Origin of the sequence: Serratia sp. S4 (assembly GCF_000347995.1) — a bacterium.
GTDB lineage: Bacteria > Pseudomonadota > Gammaproteobacteria > Enterobacterales > Enterobacteriaceae > Serratia > Serratia quinivorans.
On the sequence record NZ_KB661120.1, the window covers coordinates 3343705 to 3361798 of the forward strand.

At 53.3% G+C, this 18094-nt stretch carries 19 protein-coding genes; 8 read left to right on the top strand and 11 right to left on the bottom strand.

Features of this window, described 5'->3' with window-relative positions:
• Positions 1–476: 476 nt before the first annotated feature.
• The gene (gene rcsA, locus SERS4_RS0116330; RefSeq protein WP_012145772.1) at positions 477–1106 is read left to right on the top strand and encodes a transcriptional regulator RcsA; all 630 of its coding nucleotides are present in this window, start codon (positions 477–479) and stop codon (positions 1104–1106) included.
• Between the two features lie 212 nt (positions 1107–1318).
• Here the strand turns inward: rcsA and dsrB are convergent, their stop codons facing one another.
• From dsrB to SERS4_RS0116345, 3 genes are all read right to left on the bottom strand, one after another.
• Positions 1319–1534 carry a protein DsrB gene (gene dsrB / locus SERS4_RS0116335; protein ID WP_017893293.1) on the bottom strand — a complete coding sequence of 72 codons (216 nt, stop codon included), beginning with the start codon at positions 1532–1534 and terminating at the stop codon, positions 1319–1321.
• A gap of 346 nt (positions 1535–1880) precedes the next feature.
• Positions 1881–2093 (bottom strand): transcription antiterminator/RNA stability regulator CspE, encoded by a 213-nt coding sequence (gene cspE / locus SERS4_RS0116340; protein ID WP_004946278.1) that lies wholly within the window; start codon positions 2091–2093, stop codon positions 1881–1883.
• Positions 2094–2377: 284 nt separating this feature from the next.
• Entirely contained in the window at positions 2378–3244 is an 867-nt protein-coding gene (locus SERS4_RS0116345) for an ion transporter (RefSeq protein ID WP_017893294.1), read from the bottom strand.
• A 153-nt stretch (positions 3245–3397) separates the two neighbouring features.
• Between SERS4_RS0116345 and SERS4_RS0116350 the strand changes: the two genes are divergently transcribed.
• From SERS4_RS0116350 to SERS4_RS0116365, 3 genes are all read left to right on the top strand, one after another.
• Positions 3398–3781 (top strand): hypothetical protein, encoded by a 384-nt coding sequence (locus SERS4_RS0116350; RefSeq protein WP_012145775.1) that lies wholly within the window; start codon positions 3398–3400, stop codon positions 3779–3781.
• 510 nt (positions 3782–4291) lie between these two features.
• Positions 4292–4501, top strand: coding sequence for a hypothetical protein (locus tag SERS4_RS0116360; RefSeq protein WP_012145776.1), 210 nt, complete (start codon positions 4292–4294; stop codon positions 4499–4501).
• A gap of 158 nt (positions 4502–4659) precedes the next feature.
• Entirely contained in the window at positions 4660–5667 is a 1008-nt protein-coding gene (locus SERS4_RS0116365) for an NAD(P)H-quinone oxidoreductase (protein ID WP_017893297.1), read from the top strand.
• Between the two features lie 40 nt (positions 5668–5707).
• Here the strand turns inward: SERS4_RS0116365 and SERS4_RS0116370 are convergent, their stop codons facing one another.
• Together SERS4_RS0116370 and SERS4_RS0116375 are read right to left on the bottom strand one after the other, a co-directional pair.
• Entirely contained in the window at positions 5708–6787 is a 1080-nt protein-coding gene (locus SERS4_RS0116370; protein WP_017893298.1) for an endonuclease/exonuclease/phosphatase family protein, read from the bottom strand.
• Positions 6788–6896: 109 nt separating this feature from the next.
• Positions 6897–7949: an SDR family oxidoreductase gene (locus tag SERS4_RS0116375; protein WP_017893299.1), complete on the bottom strand. Its 1053-nt coding sequence runs from the start codon at positions 7947–7949 to the stop codon at positions 6897–6899.
• A gap of 115 nt (positions 7950–8064) precedes the next feature.
• Between SERS4_RS0116375 and SERS4_RS0116380 the strand changes: the two genes are divergently transcribed.
• Positions 8065–8997 carry a LysR family transcriptional regulator gene (locus SERS4_RS0116380; protein WP_012145780.1) on the top strand — a complete coding sequence of 311 codons (933 nt, stop codon included), beginning with the start codon at positions 8065–8067 and terminating at the stop codon, positions 8995–8997.
• A gap of 3 nt (positions 8998–9000) precedes the next feature.
• On the opposite strand, the gene SERS4_RS0116385 is transcribed toward SERS4_RS0116380, so the two are convergent.
• The 4 genes from SERS4_RS0116385 to SERS4_RS0116405 all read right to left on the bottom strand — a co-directional run bounded on the left by SERS4_RS0116385 (position 9001) and on the right by SERS4_RS0116405 (position 11959).
• On the bottom strand, positions 9001–9390 hold the full coding sequence (locus SERS4_RS0116385; RefSeq protein WP_017893300.1) for a YidB family protein: 390 nt from the start codon (positions 9388–9390) through the stop codon (positions 9001–9003).
• 94 nt (positions 9391–9484) lie between these two features.
• The gene (locus tag SERS4_RS0116390; RefSeq protein WP_017893301.1) at positions 9485–9733 is read right to left on the bottom strand and encodes a GlsB/YeaQ/YmgE family stress response membrane protein; all 249 of its coding nucleotides are present in this window, start codon (positions 9731–9733) and stop codon (positions 9485–9487) included.
• Between the two features lie 496 nt (positions 9734–10229).
• On the bottom strand, positions 10230–11132 hold the full coding sequence (locus SERS4_RS0116400; RefSeq protein WP_026142436.1) for a LysR family transcriptional regulator: 903 nt from the start codon (positions 11130–11132) through the stop codon (positions 10230–10232).
• A 53-nt stretch (positions 11133–11185) separates the two neighbouring features.
• Complete coding sequence (locus SERS4_RS0116405) at positions 11186–11959, bottom strand: SDR family oxidoreductase (protein ID WP_012145784.1); 774 nt, start codon at positions 11957–11959, stop codon at positions 11186–11188.
• A gap of 271 nt (positions 11960–12230) precedes the next feature.
• Between SERS4_RS0116405 and SERS4_RS0116410 the strand changes: the two genes are divergently transcribed.
• Entirely contained in the window at positions 12231–12647 is a 417-nt protein-coding gene (locus tag SERS4_RS0116410) for a VOC family protein (protein WP_012145785.1), read from the top strand.
• Between the two features lie 55 nt (positions 12648–12702).
• Here SERS4_RS0116410 and SERS4_RS0116415 read toward each other — a convergent pair whose 3' ends face one another.
• Complete coding sequence (locus tag SERS4_RS0116415) at positions 12703–12897, bottom strand: hypothetical protein (RefSeq protein WP_012145786.1); 195 nt, start codon at positions 12895–12897, stop codon at positions 12703–12705.
• A gap of 185 nt (positions 12898–13082) precedes the next feature.
• Between SERS4_RS0116415 and SERS4_RS0116420 the strand changes: the two genes are divergently transcribed.
• Positions 13083–14633 carry a GGDEF domain-containing protein gene (locus tag SERS4_RS0116420; protein WP_017893304.1) on the top strand — a complete coding sequence of 517 codons (1551 nt, stop codon included), beginning with the start codon at positions 13083–13085 and terminating at the stop codon, positions 14631–14633.
• 322 nt (positions 14634–14955) lie between these two features.
• A complete protein-coding gene (locus SERS4_RS0116425) occupies positions 14956–15852 on the top strand; it encodes a Kdo hydroxylase family protein (RefSeq protein WP_017893305.1) in 897 nt (298 codons plus the stop codon).
• 37 nt (positions 15853–15889) lie between these two features.
• On the opposite strand, the gene paaZ is transcribed toward SERS4_RS0116425, so the two are convergent.
• Entirely contained in the window at positions 15890–17962 is a 2073-nt protein-coding gene (paaZ, locus tag SERS4_RS0116430; protein ID WP_017893306.1) for a phenylacetic acid degradation bifunctional protein PaaZ, read from the bottom strand.
• Positions 17963–18094: the final 132 nt, after the last annotated feature.

An 18094-nucleotide genomic window follows, 5' to 3' on the forward strand; every position in this document is an offset into this window, starting at 1 on the left:
ATAAGGAATGGAAGAATTATCATTATCAAAAACCCATGAAATAAATATAACCATATGATAATATTAATAAAAATAAAACCGTTAAAACCTTACAGCACTTACACTGATGAATAAATAGGCCAAGAAATGTTAAAAAAACAACACATGAATTTTTTTTAAGAATTTTCCTAGCAATCTAAAATTTCGTTTCGTGACATGATGGGCAGATTCAATGATAAAAATACCAGCGAGCACGCGGCTCAAGCACAAGTTGCCGTTACTGCCCCGCAATCCTTACGCCAGCAGATTATTCTGACTTAAGCTAAACTTATAGGTTCATGATGTTAATTAGTTTAGAAAGAAAATATCGTTGAGTACTACCGTATTTATTGATAGAACATTCCTGGATGTGACTCTTTTTGTTCTTTTTTGCCTTTTAGGCTTCAGGCTTTTTCTTTTTGTTACCGCGGTAAAACGGATTTAAGTGGGGGTGAGATATGCCAACGATCATTATGGATTCATGCAGCTATACCAGATTGGGTTTAACAGACTACCTGACAACGCACGGAGTAAAAAAACGCCAGATTAATGCTATTGGTGATATCGACGATCTGCATGAAAAATGCAGCAAGTTGAAGCCTAGCCTGGTATTTATTAATGAAGACTGTTTTATACACGAAGCTAACGCGACGGAACGTATAAAAGGGGTGATATCACTGCACCCTGACACCTTATTCTTCATCTTTATGGCCATCACCAACGTACATTTTGACGATTATTTATATGTTCGTAAAAATGTCATCATCTCGTCAAAATCGATCAAACCAGAGACTATGAATCAACTACTTAGTCACTATCTGGAAAGAAAAGCTCCTCGCACTGAAAAAACCTCATTTGATCAGACTCCGGTTACGCTCAGCCAAACTGAATCAAACATGTTACGCATGTGGATGTCGGGTCAGGGCACCATCCAGATATCCGACCAGATGCAAATTAAAGCCAAAACCGTCTCTTCCCACAAGGGAAATATCAAAAGAAAAATTAAAACGCACAACAAACAGATTATTTATCATGTTGTTCGTTTGACCGACACGCTAACCAGCGGAATATTTGTCAATAGCCGCTAGGTTAAAAGCTTTGTTGTGTACTCTGCCAAACGTTGGTTTTAAATGTTGTTCAGCACAGAGTGCTGGAAACCACGCATTTAAATAACCTAAATACCTGCTCGCGACGAAAATCTCGGCCGCGGCGGGTATTCCCGCAGCAAAAAACCGATTATTCCTAGCGCTGTGAAATAATCACCCACCGTAAATCTTGCAAATTAAATTAACAAACCGGGCTATTTGGAGTCTGGAACCTGAGAAGCGACCTGTCGCAGTTCAACAAAGGTGCCGTCACGACTGTCTATCTCGTTAAAGAACCAGACACCGGCAGGATAGTCAGGCAAAGAGACCAGATACATTACCCCCTCGTTAAACTCTTCTACCGCCAGAATCACTCCCTCACGCCGTTGCTCACCATCAGTTTTTACCGTTACCAGATCGTTAGCTTTCATGCCCTACCCCATCATTTGTCATTGATGTCAGTGTATTACAAAATGCGGTAAGAAAAATACCGTACACTGCAGTAAATCCGCAGCTCTCCTGCGTAGCGCCTTTCTACAAGCGTAGCAGGCCATTCGGCCCGTGGCCTTTTCACTTTCTTAACGTTTTGTCCGCAGAATCTTAAGCGTGCAACAGGTAGTCTGTTCGCTGGTGCTTCCCCCCAGAGAAGTACCTGCAAATGAAGAAGTAACAAGGAACTTTTGCCCGCAGACTTGCGGGCTTTTTTTTTGCCTGCGGCAAATAGCGGGCACAAAAAAACCCGCCTTGGCGGGTTTTTATTAATCAGCGAGAGGCCGATTAGATAGCGGTAACGTTAGCCGCTGACGGACCTTTAGCACCGTTCTCGATAGAGAACTGTACGTTCTGGCCTTCAGCCAGGGTCTTGAAGCCTTGATCCTGGATAGCAGAGAAGTGTACGAACACATCTTTGCTGCCGTCTGCTGGAGTGATGAAACCGAAACCTTTAGACTCGTTGAACCACTTCACTTGACCTTTGATCATGTTAGACATGTTTAATTCCTACAATATTAAATTTACGCCACCATGGGCAAGAAATAGCCGGTCATCAGTTACTTATGGAGGCACTAGAAAGGAAATTCGTCAGTGAAGAGCTATCTAGGATAACGCTTTAAATTTGAACTACTTTACTCAAAATGTCGTGCATAAATAGGTCTGTACCACAGGCCGAGAAGCATTAACTCATGACGGGGCTTTAATAGCAACTCTTTTTATAAGCCCCTCTGTGGAAACGAGGCTAAACGCACAGGATTTCACCCGATCTGCTTAATTTGTCGTCATTTGTGACTGTGTTTCCCGGCTAACGGGGGTAAGGCACTGCCACAATATTTACAAAATATGGCCTCAGTCTCGTGGCCACCTCTTTGACATTGCTCACAATTACGCCTTTCACGGTTACGTTGCAGCTCCTGCGACATATAGGCCGTCAGAATGCCGGTCGGCACCGCGATGATTGAATAGCCCAGCAGGATCAGTACCGAAGTCAGTAACCGCCCCAACGGGGTATGGGGAACAATATCGCCGTATCCCACGGTGGTCAGCGTCACTACCGCCCAATAAACGGAGGCCGCCAGGCTGGTAAAGCCCCCGCTGCCCCCCTCAATCGCATACATCAGGCCGCCAAAGACGCACAGCACCACGGCGACAAAACCAAAAAACATCGCCAGCTTGTGACGCGCCAGTTTGATGCTGCGCCAAATCATGCCCATCTCACTCATGTAACGCAGCAGTTTCAACACCCGTAACACCCGCAGTATCCGCACGACGCGCAGCAGCATCACGAATTCCACCGTCATATGCGGGTAAAACCAGATGATGTACATCGGCAGCACCGTCAATAGGTCGACAACGCCGAAAAAACTGCGGGCATAGTGTTGGTCACGCGGGGTGCTCCACAGCCGTAGCAAATATTCGATCGTGAAAATAACGGTAAAAAAAATCTCGGCATAAAAGAAAAGATAAATCGCTTGCTGCCCCGGCGCGTACAAGGCGCTGCCGCCCGGCTCAAGAAACAGCAGCACCACGCTGAGCAGCGCGGTACTGACCCAAAAGGCTTCCATTCTGCGGCCGCTACGGGAGTGGTTGTCGAACAACAATCGATAACTGCGTTGGCGTAAGCTCAACGACGCAGTGTCAGTGGTCATAGCTCAATGTCTTATAAAGAGAAGTTACTCATAGAGTAGACCCGAACGCTGGCGCCGCCAACTCTGCTCTGCGCCATTTTCGGCCACAAATGATAGTAATTCTCGTCTGACTAATTTATAGTTGCGCGGCGTAACTATAAAGGGAGATTGACCATGCTGAGATGGCATACGCTGGCAGCGTCCTGCTGCACTGCTCTGTTGATACTGAGCGCCCCCGCCCAGGCGCTGGACCTGTCCTACACCGCACCAGACCCCAGTATCAAACCGGCACCCGCACCGCAAACCGCCCTTGGCCCGGAAAAAAAATCGGCCAAGCCACCGGTGGTGTGGTCGGAAACCGAAGACAAAACCGGTTTTCGCGTTGATATGGAATGTGATCACCCCGGCTGCAGTCGCCCGCGCGCCAAGCCGTATTCGTCGCTTAAATACGGCCCGAATAACGGCCCGGTGAAAAAAACCGATCGCCGCCGTCAGTCAGATCCCTACTCCACCGATCAGGAACCTGATTACAATGTGAGCATGGGTTATCAGTGGTAACGCGGCTTTAAGAGTTATCCCTATATCAGCCGCAGCACAGTGTTCATACAATGGCACTCTGTTCACCACTCCTCCTGGTGCTGAACACAACAAGCTGTGTTGTAATATTTTATGCGCCTCCCTATAGGCGCTTTTTTTATGCCTGAATATCAAGCACCTGCCGACTTACAGAATGCTCTCATTGCTGCGTAACGTGATAGCTGTCACAAATAACCACTCCTTAGCCATGCTTTATCGGAGGGTTGTCAGATGGCGACTGAATATTTATCTTTGCTGGCCGTATTAGCCGGCATCGCAGGATTCGCGTTGTATAAGCATTTCAAATCTCAGAAGAAAAGCACCTTGCTGCGTCCCTACGATCGTTAATGCAAGCGTACAGGGGTATGGCATTAACACCCTGCCCCTGGCCACAGAACTGCACCCTGTCATTTTTTCATCACAAAATTGTCACAATATGGCCATATCATGGTTGGCGATTATCCGCACTGGCTTAATACCAAGGATTTCGTTATGACCACCATTAGAGCAACCAACCACCAGGAAGCCGAAAAGCTGATCCGCTACGGCACGGCAAAAAAAATCGAACTGGCCTATGACATCGACAGCGACGACTTTTTCCAGCTCGCCAGCCTGTGGTGTGATCGAGGCGCCAAAATCTCCAAAGGGAAAGAACATTTTATCGTCTCGCTAAAAGGTTTTCGCATCCCACCCAATGACTGATCCCATGCCGCCCCTGCGGCGGCGCCCCACCTTTCCCCTTGCGACCGCCCTATGATCCACATTCTCCCTTCGGCATTTATGTAAGATAAAACATGAATTACAGCAGGCGGTTACCTACACTGGTTACTGCGCCTGAACGCCAACTGAGGAGAATCACCATGTCAGCCAACCCAGCGCTGCCCAACACCATGAAAGTCGTCGAAATCAGCCAGCCTGGCGAACCAGAGGTTCTGATTAGCAGCCAAAGACCGCTGCCAACCCTGCAACAGGGAGAAATTCTGGTGAAGGTTGCTGCCGCCGGCGTTAACCGCCCTGACGTGTTGCAACGCCGCGGCCAATACGCACCGCCTGCTGGCGCATCGGATATTCCTGGTCTGGAGATCGCCGGTACCGTAGTCGCTATCGGTATTGGGGTACAAAATTACGCCATCGGCGACGCGGTTTGCGCCCTGATTGCCGGCGGCGGTTACGCAGAATACTGCAAAGTACATGAAAGCAATGCGTTGCCGGTCCCCGCGGGCTTTAGCCTGATTGAAGCGGCGGCGATCCCGGAAACCTTCTTTACCGTATGGGTCAACGTGTTCCAGCGCGGGCACCTTAAGGCTGGCGAAACCGTTTTGATCCACGGCGGAACCTCCGGTATCGGCACTGTCGCCACCCTGCTGGCGAAAGCCTTTTGCGCCAAGGTGATCACCACCGTCGGCTCCGAAGAGAAGCGCCAGGCCAGTCTGGCATTGGGTGCCGATGTGGCGATTAACTACCGCAACGAAGATTTTGTTGAGCAGACCCAGCGCGCCACTAACGGCAAGGGAGCCGACGTGATTGTCGATCTGATTGCCGGTGACTATGTGGCGAAGAACTATCAGGCGGCGGCGATGGACGGCCGCATTGTGCAAATCGGCACCCAGAACGGCGTGGTGAAGGAACTGAACCTGATGCCGCTGTTGATCAAGCGCCTGACCCATACCGGCTCGACCTTGCGTGCACGCAGCGTGGAAGATAAAGCGCAAATTGCCGCTGATTTACGCCAGAAGGTGTGGCCGCTGCTGGAGCGCGGCGCATTAAAACCGCAGATATTCAAAACCTTCCCGCTGGATCAGGCCGCAGCAGCCCATGCGCTGATGGAGTCCAGTCAGCATATCGGTAAAATCATGCTGACTATCTAGGTCATACGCCCCCCGCAGCAGGGGTCGCGGGGGGACGTACTCAGCTGCCTGGCGTGTGGACCTCTTCCGGCGTGGAGTCGGTATTGGCTAACTTCTCTTGCGCCAGCGCTTCGTCTTCGCTGTCTTTCTCCAGACTTTCCTGCTGTGCCCCCTGCTTCGGCGAATACACCAGTTCCACCATTATCGGGAAGTGATCCGAGCCGACGCTGGTTAGGCGGCGCAGCGAACCGAGAACAAAATGATCACTATGAAACACATGGTCCAGGGGCCAACGCAGAAACGGATAGCCGGCGTGAAAAGTGCTGAACATGCCACGCCCACGGCGCGGATCCAACAGGCCGCTGACTTTCAGAAACAGCCGGGTGGTGGTCGACCAGGCCACATCGTTCAAATCGCCGGTCACAATTACCGGTAACTCCGATTTGGCTGCGCTTTTGCCCACCATCACCAGCTCGGCATCGCGATCTTCCGACTCTTCATTCTCGGTCGGGCTGGGTGGCATCGGGTGCACACAGTGCAGTCGTATCTGTGGCCCTTGCGGCAAATGCACCATCATGTGCATCGACGGGATCTGCTCATCCACCAGATATTGTATTTGCGCATCGCTGAGTTTCAGCCGCGAATAGACATGCATGCCGTACAGGTTATCCAGCGGGCATTTCAGGCTGTGAGGATAGTCCTGTTCCAGCGCCGACAGCTGCTGCTCCCACCAGGCATCGGTTTCTACCGCCACCAGCACGTCCGGCCGTTCGGTCGCCACCAACGCCAGCAACTTGTCCGCCTGCCGATTGGGCGTTAACACGTTGGACACCAGAATGCGGATACGCGGTTTCTTCTGGTAGCCGGTAAAATCCAGCACCTGGGGTTTGCTCAGCCGGGTATAAGGGTAAATCCACGCGGCCTGATAAACCACACAGGCCAGATTCACGGCTATCATGCCCCACACCCAGGGTGACAGCGGTACAAACAGCAGGTTAAGCAATAACACCAGCAACGAGAGCGCCAGTATTTGCAGGCGGGGGAAATCCCACACCCGGATCCACCAGGCTGCATGCTTTGAAAGTGGCGCAATGGTCACCAGCGCCAGCAAAAGCGTCAGTATGGCGGTTATCCCTGTCACAGTTAATTCCTCATCATCGATCCGGGCCGGTCGGGGTGACGGCCTCCTGACTGCCGCTTGGTGCGGCAGCCAAAGATTGCCATAAAAAACGCCTGTCCCGCCAGCCGACTTAAGGAATTATCTTGCGACGGCGGAATTCGTCAAACAGCGCGAACAGCATCGCTTCGGTTTCGACAAATTGATGGAAGCCAAAACGGCGTGCCTTACTGCCATCGGCAAACATGTCGTAATCCCACGAGAAAACAAAATCGGCAAAACGCCAACTCGCCACCGCACGGTAATCCGTTTCGACTAAATGATGCTGTTGCGCCAACGCCTGCCACAGCTCACTTTTATCCGCCATCACCGACTCCAGCGGCATCGGCAACGGCGGCGCCACTTCCAGATCAAAATAGCCGGCAATTTTCGGCCACAGCTCACTCCAGCGGAACAGGTCACCGTTATTGATGTTAAATGCCTGATTAGCCGCCGCCGGCTCCGTAGCCGCCCACAAGGTAGCTCGCGCCAGCAACCCGGCATCGGTCATTTCCAGCAGGCTGTGGTAAGCCCCTGGTTTGCCGGGAAAACGCAATGGCAGCCCCAGCGCCTTGCTGATCGAGGCATAAACCGCCAGGGTCAGCGCCAGATTCATCGGGTTGCCAAGCGAGAAACCACCGACGACGCTGGGGCGAATGGCGCTCCAGTGCCAGTTCTTCCCCTGCTGGCGCTGTTCAAGATAGCTTTGCTGTTCCAGATTAAACTCCGGCGGCATATGCCCGGCATCACTTTCACGCGCCGGGGTTTTGAACGGCCCTAAATGGGCGCCATACACTTTATAGCCTTGCATCAGGCTAATGTGCTCCAGCCCATGCGCCACCGGTTCCAACGCCTCCACCACATTGCTTAGCATCGCCAGGTTTGGCGCCACCAGCCCCGCCCAATCCGGCGCATCCTGATAGGCTGCGTAGAAAATGTGGCTGACCTGGGTCAGCGGGCGCAAGGCATCAGCCGTTGCCTGTGTATCCAACAGATCGACCGCCAGATAACGCACCTGCGGCCGGTCAACGCCTCCGCGCCGCGACAGGCCAATCACCTGCCAACCTTGTTGTTCCAGCTCTTCAATCAGCTTGCCGCCAATAACGCCGTTAGCGCCGACCACCAGCGCCAGTTTGTCGTTTTGCATGTTATGTCTCCGCTTCAGTATCTATTGAGACTTTTACTATGATTTATTAGTTAAGCTTGCGGTAGGTGGGGTTTATTACTATCACTTATAAGTAAAATCTATAGATGGAGAGCCGATGGACAAGCTAAACGCCATGCAGACTTTTGTTCGGGTAGCCGAGTTGGGCAGCCTGTCGGCCGCCGCTCGCGATCTGGGCCTGACACAACCGGCGGTCAGCCAACAGATCGCCAGCCTGGAACAACAGCTGCGCGCACAACTGCTGTTTCGCAGCACCCGCGCCGTGACGCTGACCGATGCCGGTGCGGGCTATTACCGACAAATCAAACCGATTCTGGCGGCGGTGGGTGAAGCGGAAGAAGTGCTACATGGCCAAAACCTGCGGCTGCAGGGTTCGTTACGCATCCATGCACCAACAGGTTTCGGCCAACAACACCTGACGCCGCTGGCGATCGCCTTTCAGCAACAACATCCGCAACTGAACATCGAACTGTTGCTGGACGATCGTCGGGCGGATGTGATCGGTGAAGGCATCGATGTAGCGATCCGCTTTGGCGAACTGAGTTCACCTGGCACGGTGGCGCGACGACTGGGAGAGTTACAACGTATTCTGGTGGCCTCACCGGCTTACCTGGCAGCCCAGGGTGAACCGCAAACGCTGGCAGAGCTGGCAACCCATCCGCACATCCGTTACAGCGGCCTGAGCGACGCAGACACGCTGACGTTAATCGGCCCTCATGGCCCCGAGATGGTGGAGCTGCGTCCGGTATTCCGTGCTAACAACACTTTTTCATTGCTGGCGGCGATTGAGTCGGGGCTGGGCATTGGCGGTGCACAGCGGCCGTTGATCGGTCGGCAATTGGCGAGTGGCGCGTTGGTGCCCATTTTGCCGGCCTGGCGTTATCCGCCGATGGCGCTGCATGCGGTTTATCCCGCGGCGCGCTTTATTCCCGGCAAAGTGCGGGCCTGGGTGGAGTATTTGCTGACGGCATTGGGGAACATTGAAGGCATGACGTTAAACTATGCCCCCGACCAGGCGCCGGAGGCATAAACATTATTTGAACAGTTTACCGACCATATCGCCCAGTTCATTGCTGTCCTGCTGCACTTCGCCATTTGGCGATGCGGCGTCAGCGACCGTTGGCAGGAACTGCGCAATAGTGGCGGATGCCTGAGCCGGATCGACGCCCAGCTTTTCGGCCAGCTGATTGATGGCATCGCTGCCCAGCGCCTGCTGCACGTGATCGCCGTTGATCTGCTGGTTTTGACCGTTGCCCAGCCATGAACCGACCACATCGCCGAATTGCCCCTGACGGAACTTGTCCAGAATCGCCTGCAGGCCGCCCTGTTGCTCGACCCATTGCATGATGGCGACGTAATCGATGCCTTTACCGCCGTTGGCACCGCCGAGAATATTGCCCAATACGCTATCAAAAAGACCCATGGTAATCCCCTTCCAGTCGTCGGCTCAGGCCGCTCGACCCTTGTGATTTAACGAAAAAAGGGCCGCCGCAGCGACCCTGTTGATCAGCATCTGATTAGTTTCTGATCTTTCTGTAGACAAAAAGCACCACCAGGGCACCGATGACTGCGACAACAAAGCTGCCCAGATTGAAGCCATCCACACGACCCATACCGAAGAAGGTACTGATATAGCCGCCGACAACTGCACCGATAATCCCCAGAATGACGGTCACGATAAAGCCACCACCGTCTTTGCCCGGCATGATCCATTTAGCCAAGATACCGGCGATTAACCCAAAAATGATCCAGGAAATAATGCCCATTTTTACTCTCCCTATTACCTTTTGCCTTAAGAAACCCTATCACCAGACCCACGACGGCGCCTGCTCGATACTTTCACACCTGCCCCTTCCCTTAACGGCAGAACGATACAGGGTAAATCACGATAAACACGCGTCTTCACACAACTACTATAGTCAAATATCAGCAGTTTACCCATTTCCGTCCGTCTGAATTTTACTGTACGAAAATTAGCCTAATTCATCTCACTGTCATTTATACAGGCTATAACGACAGGCGAGACTTCACGCCGGGGACAGACCATGACCAACACGCCGTTTCTGCTGATACTGGCTGCAATCTATGCCCTGGCTGCAGCCTGGGATGGCTCAGCTACCCTGCTGCTGATGTAATGTTACACATCCTTTGTCACTTTTTTGGCGGTTTTAATTGTGTCTTGTTTTTACAGAAATTTAATTGCCTGAAAGCCAATAATAAATAGCATCTCACTTAGATAAAAATCCCATTGGCCACCAGGCCTCAGGTTTCGCAAAACGGCTTGATTAACTGGCTGAACCACTCGGAAAAGGCTGTTAAACGCGCCGAACGCTGACGACGATGGGGATAAAGCAAAGCCATGCCCATTGCCGATGGCCGGGCCTGCGGCAAGATCTCGCACAGGCTACCGTTATCCAGGTAGTGTTGAACATCAAAACGCGGTATCTGCATCATTCCCAACCCCACCAGGCAACAGCCGATGTAGTTTTCCACATTGTTCACCGTCACCCGACTAGGCAACGTTTTCTCAAAATGCTGTCCATCCTGCTGCCACTGCCAGCTATCCGCCCCTGCCAGGGTCGGCTGCGCATAGCCCACCACCCAGTGATCTTCCAATTGGCCAGGATGCTCCGGGGTCCCGTAGCGCTGTAAATAATCCGGACTGGCACAGTTGATCATACTCAGGCGGCCCAGCGGCTGGCTGACCAGACTGCTGTCGCTGAGGCTACCGACACGCACCACGCAATCGATCCCTTCCTGGATCAGATCGACTGAACGGTCGCTGGCGCTGAGAAACAGTTGGATTTCGGGATACTGCAGAAAAAAGTCCGGCAGCGCCGGCACGATCATTCTCCGGGCGATTCGGCTGGGGACATCGACCGTCAAACGCCCCCCGATCGGGCCGTTTTGCCGGTGAAACAGACTTTCCAATGCCTGCACGTCAAACAGCAGGCTGCGTGCCTTTTCGAGCAACAGTTCACCGTCGCTGGTCAGTTGTACCCGGCGAGTGGTGCGATGAAACAGGCGGGTGCCCATTTCATGTTCCAATTGCTGTATCGCGGCCGAAACCGTGGTTTTTGGCATCAGCAGGATCTGCGAAGCCCGGATAAAACTGCCCACTTCGGCCACCTGGATAAAGACCCGCAATCTCCCTATTTTATCCACCGGCAGTGCATCCTGTTAAACAGGCTGCGGCATCGGCCGCAGCAAAATTGAGATTAACGGGTAGTATAGCCACCGTTGGCAAACAGCGTCTGCCCGGTGATCCACCAGCCGTCGGTGACCAGAAATTTGACGATCGGCGCGATGTCCTCAATGTCGGTCAGGCCGGTTTTCGAGAACTTGCTCAGCGCCGCGGCGCTGCTGTGATATTCCACCGCCTCTTTGCTTTCCTGCCCATAGAAGAACGGCGTATCCATTGGGCCGGGGCCGATGGCGTTCACGCTGATGCCCCGCTCGCCAAACTCTTTGGACGCGGCACGGGTAAAGTGCTCCACCGGTGCCTTGCTGCCCGGATAGACGGCATAAAACGGCGTATAAGCCGCCAGCAGTGAGCTGACGATGGACACAATGCGACCGTTGTCGGCCAAATGCTTGCCCGCCTGCTGGATAAAGAAGAAAGCCGCCTTGGAATTGATGTCAAAACTGCTGTCATAATCCGCTTCGGTCACCTCGGCAATCGGTTTTTTGATTACCAGACCGGCGGTATTAACGGCAATATCCACTTTGCCGAATGCCTTGATAGCCTGCTCAAACAGCTGCGCCACGTTAGCCGGTTTAGTCAGATCGCCCTGCACCGTTATCGCCTGTGCGCCCGCCGCTTTAACCGCCTTCAGCGTTTCCTCCGCTGCCGCCCGGGTCGCATCGCTGTTGTAATGCACGACTATCGCTGCTGCACCGCCGGCCGCCAGATCGCGCGCCACCAGGCCACCCAGGTTCTTCGCACCGCCAGCGATCAACACCACTTTTCCATTCAAAGATTGTTTGCTCATTACAGTGACTCCGTTAGTGAAGGTTGTAACGAGTATAGGAACTGTGACCGCTCAGATAATCTGTCTAAACCGGGATGAACCATCCCGGTTTTTCGGTCAATACTGCTGGGCGGGCGAAAAATCCCCACAGCGTGATCGGCAGCCAGGCATTCAGCGGAAATCGCACTACACTTGTAAGTTTCCAACAGCAATAGTCGCAATTAGAAACTATTGTTTCCCGCCCGCCGTAGGCCGCTAAACGCCCAGACGGGCCATAACAGAGGTCAATGTCATGGTGATTCAACCCTACTTATTCTTTAACGGTAACTGTGAACAGGCGGTGAACTTCTACGTGCAGCAGTTGGGTGCCACGCTTGAAATGATGATGCGTTACAAAGAGATGCCCGAAGAAGCCAAACAGGGCAACCCTCAAGACGTCAATCCGGAGTCCATCATGCATGCCCGGCTGCTGATAGGTGAAACCGCGCTGATGGCCTCGGATGGTTGCCCGCAGGAGGGTGCCGACGCATCACACAAAGGATTTGCCCTGTCGCTCAACCCGAGTACCGTGGATCAAGGCCGCGAACTGTTTGAAAAACTGTCGCAGGGCGGCCAGGTAACCATGCCTTATCAGTCCACCTTCTGGGCCAAAGGTTTTGGTATGCTGACCGACCAGTTTGGCGTCAATTGGATGATTAACGTTGAATAGTTCTTCATCCTGCTGCGGTGTCCGCCTCTGATAGCGGGCATCGTGGTATCAACCATCAGTTGTAGTGATACCAGTCATAGGCCGCCATGGCGAACAGCACAAACAGCGCCGTTAGCAGCACCAGTCCCAAACGCCAATAAGGCGACTTACGCTGCCGCCAGGCAAACAGGATCATTAACGCCAGAACGCCCAGCGTCACCGGGTAATAAACCACCAGCGTCAGCAAAGTAATAATGATGTAGTCAGACATGCAAGCGATCCCTGTATTCTCTCCGCAGCTTTAATGCGAAGGGTATAATCGGAGGCAATATATTCTTCCTCTGCCCTCAACAACTTATTCATTTTCGCCGTTTAAGGTGTAGTGGTCCAGGTGAATAACGAATAAGATGTAGGATTGTTCCTACCTCGATTTAAAGATTGTACAGCAAGGGTGACATGACACAGCAGCAACTGCAGGATGCCGAACGGCCTCGCAACGGTAAAAACTCCCCGTTATTATTTCAGGCCGGCGTGTTTGTCGTCATCGTTGCCGTTACGCTGATCCTGTTTAATGCCTGGCAAATTTGGAATGCCCATCAGCGCGACTTGCAAAGTGCCGAGTATGAGTCCGCCAATTTGGCCCGTGCACTGGCGCAGCATGCCGATGATACCTTTATGCAGACCGACAGCACGCTGTCCGATCTGAGTGAACGCATTCAGGTTGACGGGCTGGCTAGCCCACAGCTGTTACGATTGCAAAAAGTGATGCAAACACAGGTGGGTAACCTGCCGCAACTGCACGGGCTGTTTGTTTACGATGCGCAAGGTAATTGGGTCGTCACTTCATCAGGCCGCTTTGTACAAAACGCCAACAATGCCGACCGGGAATATTTTAAATATCACCTCGAGCACAACAGCAATGCAGTTTATATCGGCAAGGTGGTGCGCAGCCGCTCTACCGGCGATTTGATCATTCCGGTATCACGCCGTTTTAACCACCCGGACGGCAGTTTTGCCGGGGTCGTGCTGGCCACATTGTATATCAATTATTTCCGCCAGTTTTACGATACCTTTGCGCTAAACAGCGATGCTTCACTCAACTTACTATTGGCGGACGGCACCATTCTCTACCGTCGCCCTTATTCCCTGGCGGCCATCGGTAAGAATATTTCCGAGGGCGTGTTGTTCCGGGAAATATTGCCACATTCCGAATTTGGCAATGCCACCATTACCTCGCGCTACGACAAGGTGGAACGGATTTACGGCTATTCACGGGTTACCCGCTATCCACTGGTGATTGCCGCCGGGTTGTCGAAAAAAGACGTGCTGGCTGATTGGCGCAACGATTCCGGCCTGTTTGCCCTGGGTGGCGCCACCCTGCTGGCGATCCTGTTGGCGATGGGGATGGTGTTGATGCGTCAGATAAACCACAGCGTGCGCACCGAAGCCGAACTGATGCGCACTCGCGATCAGCTCACCAGTATCAACCGCACCCTGGAAGAACTGGCCTTGCTGGACGGCCTGACCGGGCTGGCCAACCGTCGTCAGTTTGATATCGCCTTAAAGAATGAGCTGATGCGCGCCTCACGCAACTACCGTAGCGTGGCGCTGTTGATGTTGGATATTGACTATTTCAAGCAGTATAACGACATCTATGGCCACGTTGCCGGCGACCAGTGTCTGCAACAGATCGGACAAATGCTCAAGGGAATGGCCAGCCGCAGCAACGACATTATGGCCCGCTACGGCGGCGAAGAAATGGCCATTATCTTGCCGGATACCGACGCCCAGGGCGCACTGATTTTCGCCGAGCGCGTCATTGAAGCAGTGCGGGAGCTAAAAATACCTCATGATGGCAACCCACATGGCGTCATCACCATCAGCATAGGGATCTACGCCAAAGTGCCGCATATGTATAACGACACGCCGATGAGCTTTATCAATCAGGCGGACAGCGCACTGTACCAAGCGAAAGCCCAGGGCAAAAACCGCATTTACTCCGCTTGATCCGATGGGCCGCCTTTAGCAAAAAGGCGGCCCCAGATAAAAACCCAGGCCACCTAATAGAATTATCATGCCTAATTGATGTTTTTGATTAATTTCCAATAATAAACCCACTAATTCCGTTTAATTCTATTTTTACCCATTCGTGCGATTAACATATCGTTTAATCTCTGTTTAGTACTTGGTGAATTTTAATAGTGTTACCATTATTAAAGCCAGTTTATTAGCCATTAATATAATTCGGGAATAATTCCCGCGGGTTATATATTCCATTCAAATAAAAAACAATTATAAGAACCCTATATTGCAAGGAGATAGGATACATATGGATAGCCTTATGCCGGAACAAGCGTTGATGACATTGCCACAACGGCAGTGGGATAGCGCCCCTCTGCCTGCTGCCCTCACCGCCACCCTGGCGCTGGAGCAAGGAAAAGTCTTGTTTTTACCCGAATTAAAATTTCCATTGTTAGCCGATGAAATAGCGTTATTGGATCCCGCACTGGTGGATATAAAACGTAAAAACATCAGCTATTGGCCAGAAAGCCAAAAATTATCTGGCGTAGCAATAGCGGCGCAACAACCGCAGGTACAGGCACTGCTGGAACGTTATTATCAGGCCTGCCGCCAGTTAATCGCCGGTTTACTGCCTCATTATCAGCAGACCTTGCATTCACCGGTTAACAGCCTGCGCCTGCACCCGGTTTCGGCCTGGCGTGCGGCCAGTTCATGGCGTAAGGACGACAGTCGTTTGCACGTTGACGCCTTCCCGTCACGCCCCAATCAGGGTGAGCGTATCCTGCGTATTTTTACCAACATCAATCCGCACGGCGAGCATCGCCAATGGCGCGTCGGTGAACCCTTCCCCCAATTGGCACGGCGTTTTATACCGCGCCTGCCGCGCTATTCGCCCTTGGGCAGTTGGCTGCAGCATAAGGTCGGCATCACCAAACGCCGCCGCAGCCATTACGACCACCTGATGCTGCACCTGCACGATGCTATGAAAGCCGACCAAAACTACCAGCAGCAAGGCCCACAGCTGGCACTCGACCTGCCGCCGGGCAGCAGTTGGATCTGTTTTTCCGATCAGACGCCGCATGCAGCGATGGCCGGCCAGTTTATGTTGGAACAAACCTTCCTGCTGCCGGTCAGTGCGATGAAAAATCCACGGCAGTCACCGCTAAAAATGTTGGAAACGCTGCTGCGCAAACCCTTGATTTAATCCTCGGTTAGCAGCAGGGTTTCCCCCTGCTGCGTCTTTAGCTTGCCGCCTCAAAATCCCCTTGCTGGCGTGCTACCAGCGTCAAAATGCTATACAACGCCACCGCCTGCTGATGTTGATTGAGCACCTGCACATCCCACACCACCACGCCATGCGGACGATCTTCAGCGGTTTTCTGCGGCTTGCGGATTTTCTTCTTGCAGGTCAGCCGTACCTGGATGGTATCGCCAATTTTCACCGGCTCGATAAAACGCAGGTTTTCCATGCCGTAGTTGGCAATCACCGGCCCCACCCCCGGGTCGACAAACAAACCGGCGGCGGCAGACACCACAAAGTAGCCATGCGCTACCCGCTCGCCAAACAGCGATTCGGCGGCACCGATCTTGTCCATATGAGCATAAAAATGGTCACCGCTGAGGCAGGCAAAATTAACGATGTCGGCCTCGGTCACCGTACGGCGTGCGGTCAGCAGGCTTTCGCCCAGCCGCAGTTGTTCAAAGTATTTACGGAACGGATGAACCGGATCCTCAATCACCGTTGCCCCGCGCACCCACTCACGGCCAATCGCCGCCAACATTGCCGGGCTACCCTGGATCGCCGTGCGTTGCATATAGTGTTTTACCGCCCGTAACCCGCCCAGCTCCTCACCGCCTCCCGCTCGCCCTGGCCCGCCGTGCACCAGCATCGGTAACGGAGAACCGTGGCCGGTGGACTCCACCGACGCCTGTTGATCCAAAATCAGCATACGACCATGGGCGCAGGCCGTCGCGCGGATAAAGCGCGTTGCCAGTGTTTCATCGGCGGTCACCAGCGATCCCGCCAGGCTGCCCTGGCCCATTAACGCCAGTTCGATCGCCTGTTCAGTGTGCTGGTAAGGCATCAACGTCGCCACCGGGCCAAAGGCTTCGGTACCGTGCACCGCCTGATGGGTAAAGGGATCGGCGCAGTACAACAGGGTGGCCGGGTAAAATGCGCCGTTACTCGCATCTTCGCCCATCACCGTCAGTTTATCCGCCACGGCACCGCACAAGGGTTCACAGCCGTTATGCAGCAGAAAATCGACCTTTTGCTGTACGTCATTGCGTTGTTCGTGGCTGACCAGCGCCCCCATGCGCACCTGCTCCAGTTTAGGGTCGCCCACCGTAACGCCGGCCAGGCGCTGCAACAGCGCCTGCTGCACCTCTGCCACCCGCTTCGCCGGCACGATAATCCGCCGGATGGCGGTACATTTCTGCCCGGCTTTCGCGGTCATCTCGCGGCACACTTCTTTGATAAACAACGCAAACTCCGGCATCTGCGGCGTGACGTCTTCCCCCAGCACGCAGCAGTTGAGCGAATCGGCCTCCATGGTGAAGGCAATGGATTTTTCCAGCAGGCGCGGATGGGCCCGCAGCCGCTGACCGGTCTGCGCCGAGCCGGTAAAGGTCACCGCATCCTGATAATCGAGGTGATCGAACATATCGCCGATACCGCCACACACCAGTTGCAGCGCGCCCTCCGGCACCAAACCGCTGTCGATAATCAATTTGACCATTGCCTGCGTCAACTGCGCGGTGGCGGTTGCCGGTTTGATGATCGCCGGCATCCCGGCCAGCCAGGTCGGTGCCAGCTTTTCCAGCATCCCCCAGCAGGGGAAGTTAAAGGCATTGATATGCAGAGCCACACCAGGGCGTGAGGTCAGCACATGGCGGGCGGCAAACTGCGCCTGTTTGGACAGCGGGATCAGTTCGTCTTCCGGCCACAGGGTATCGTCCGGCATTTCACGGCCTGCCAGACCGGCATAGGCAAACAGCGTGGCTATACCGCCCTCAATGTCCACCCAGCCGTCACTGCGAGTCGCTCCGGTTTGGTAGGAAATGTCATACAGCGCTTCTTTATGAGCCAACAGGTGTTTGGCCACCGCTTTCATCATCTGTGCGCGCTGTTGGAAGGTCATCTGCGCCAGCGCCTTGCCACCCCGGCTGCGCGCATACTCCAGGCTGGCGGCCAGCGGCAGCCCGTCGGAACAAACCTGATACAGCGCTTCGCCGGTAACGGCATGATGGATTTCGCGGGCGGTGCCCTGGCCGAACACCCAGCCGCCAGAAAGGTAACTGTGTAACTGCTGCATTTGCTCCTCCGGAATTCATAAATTTACACAACAATGATTAATTACGTATCAGGTATTGTCCAGTTTTCTCTTGGGCGAAATTTAACAAAAACAAAACATCATGACCATTAAGCTCGAAAAACAGGCTATTTC

Bases quoted from the DNA above. Each gene is read 5' to 3' on its own strand.
- rcsA (WP_012145772.1), top strand. From the start codon at position 477: ATGCCAACGATCATTATGGATTCATGCAGCTATACCAGATTGGGTTTA.
- dsrB (WP_017893293.1), bottom strand. From the start codon at position 1,534: ATGAAAGCTAACGATCTGGTAACGGTAAAAACTGATGGTGAGCAACGG.
- cspE (WP_004946278.1), bottom strand. From the start codon at position 2,093: ATGTCTAACATGATCAAAGGTCAAGTGAAGTGGTTCAACGAGTCTAAA.
- SERS4_RS0116345 (WP_017893294.1), bottom strand. From the start codon at position 3,244: ATGACCACTGACACTGCGTCGTTGAGCTTACGCCAACGCAGTTATCGA.
- SERS4_RS0116350 (WP_012145775.1), top strand. From the start codon at position 3,398: ATGCTGAGATGGCATACGCTGGCAGCGTCCTGCTGCACTGCTCTGTTG.
- SERS4_RS0116360 (WP_012145776.1), top strand. From the start codon at position 4,292: ATGACCACCATTAGAGCAACCAACCACCAGGAAGCCGAAAAGCTGATC.
- SERS4_RS0116365 (WP_017893297.1), top strand. From the start codon at position 4,660: ATGTCAGCCAACCCAGCGCTGCCCAACACCATGAAAGTCGTCGAAATC.
- SERS4_RS0116375 (WP_017893299.1), bottom strand. From the start codon at position 7,949: ATGCAAAACGACAAACTGGCGCTGGTGGTCGGCGCTAACGGCGTTATT.
- SERS4_RS0116380 (WP_012145780.1), top strand. From the start codon at position 8,065: ATGGACAAGCTAAACGCCATGCAGACTTTTGTTCGGGTAGCCGAGTTG.
- SERS4_RS0116385 (WP_017893300.1), bottom strand. From the start codon at position 9,390: ATGGGTCTTTTTGATAGCGTATTGGGCAATATTCTCGGCGGTGCCAAC.
- SERS4_RS0116390 (WP_017893301.1), bottom strand. From the start codon at position 9,733: ATGGGCATTATTTCCTGGATCATTTTTGGGTTAATCGCCGGTATCTTG.
- SERS4_RS0116405 (WP_012145784.1), bottom strand. From the start codon at position 11,959: ATGAGCAAACAATCTTTGAATGGAAAAGTGGTGTTGATCGCTGGCGGT.
- SERS4_RS0116410 (WP_012145785.1), top strand. From the start codon at position 12,231: ATGGTGATTCAACCCTACTTATTCTTTAACGGTAACTGTGAACAGGCG.
- SERS4_RS0116415 (WP_012145786.1), bottom strand. From the start codon at position 12,897: ATGTCTGACTACATCATTATTACTTTGCTGACGCTGGTGGTTTATTAC.
- SERS4_RS0116420 (WP_017893304.1), top strand. From the start codon at position 13,083: ATGACACAGCAGCAACTGCAGGATGCCGAACGGCCTCGCAACGGTAAA.
- SERS4_RS0116425 (WP_017893305.1), top strand. From the start codon at position 14,956: ATGGATAGCCTTATGCCGGAACAAGCGTTGATGACATTGCCACAACGG.
- paaZ (WP_017893306.1), bottom strand. From the start codon at position 17,962: ATGCAGCAGTTACACAGTTACCTTTCTGGCGGCTGGGTGTTCGGCCAG.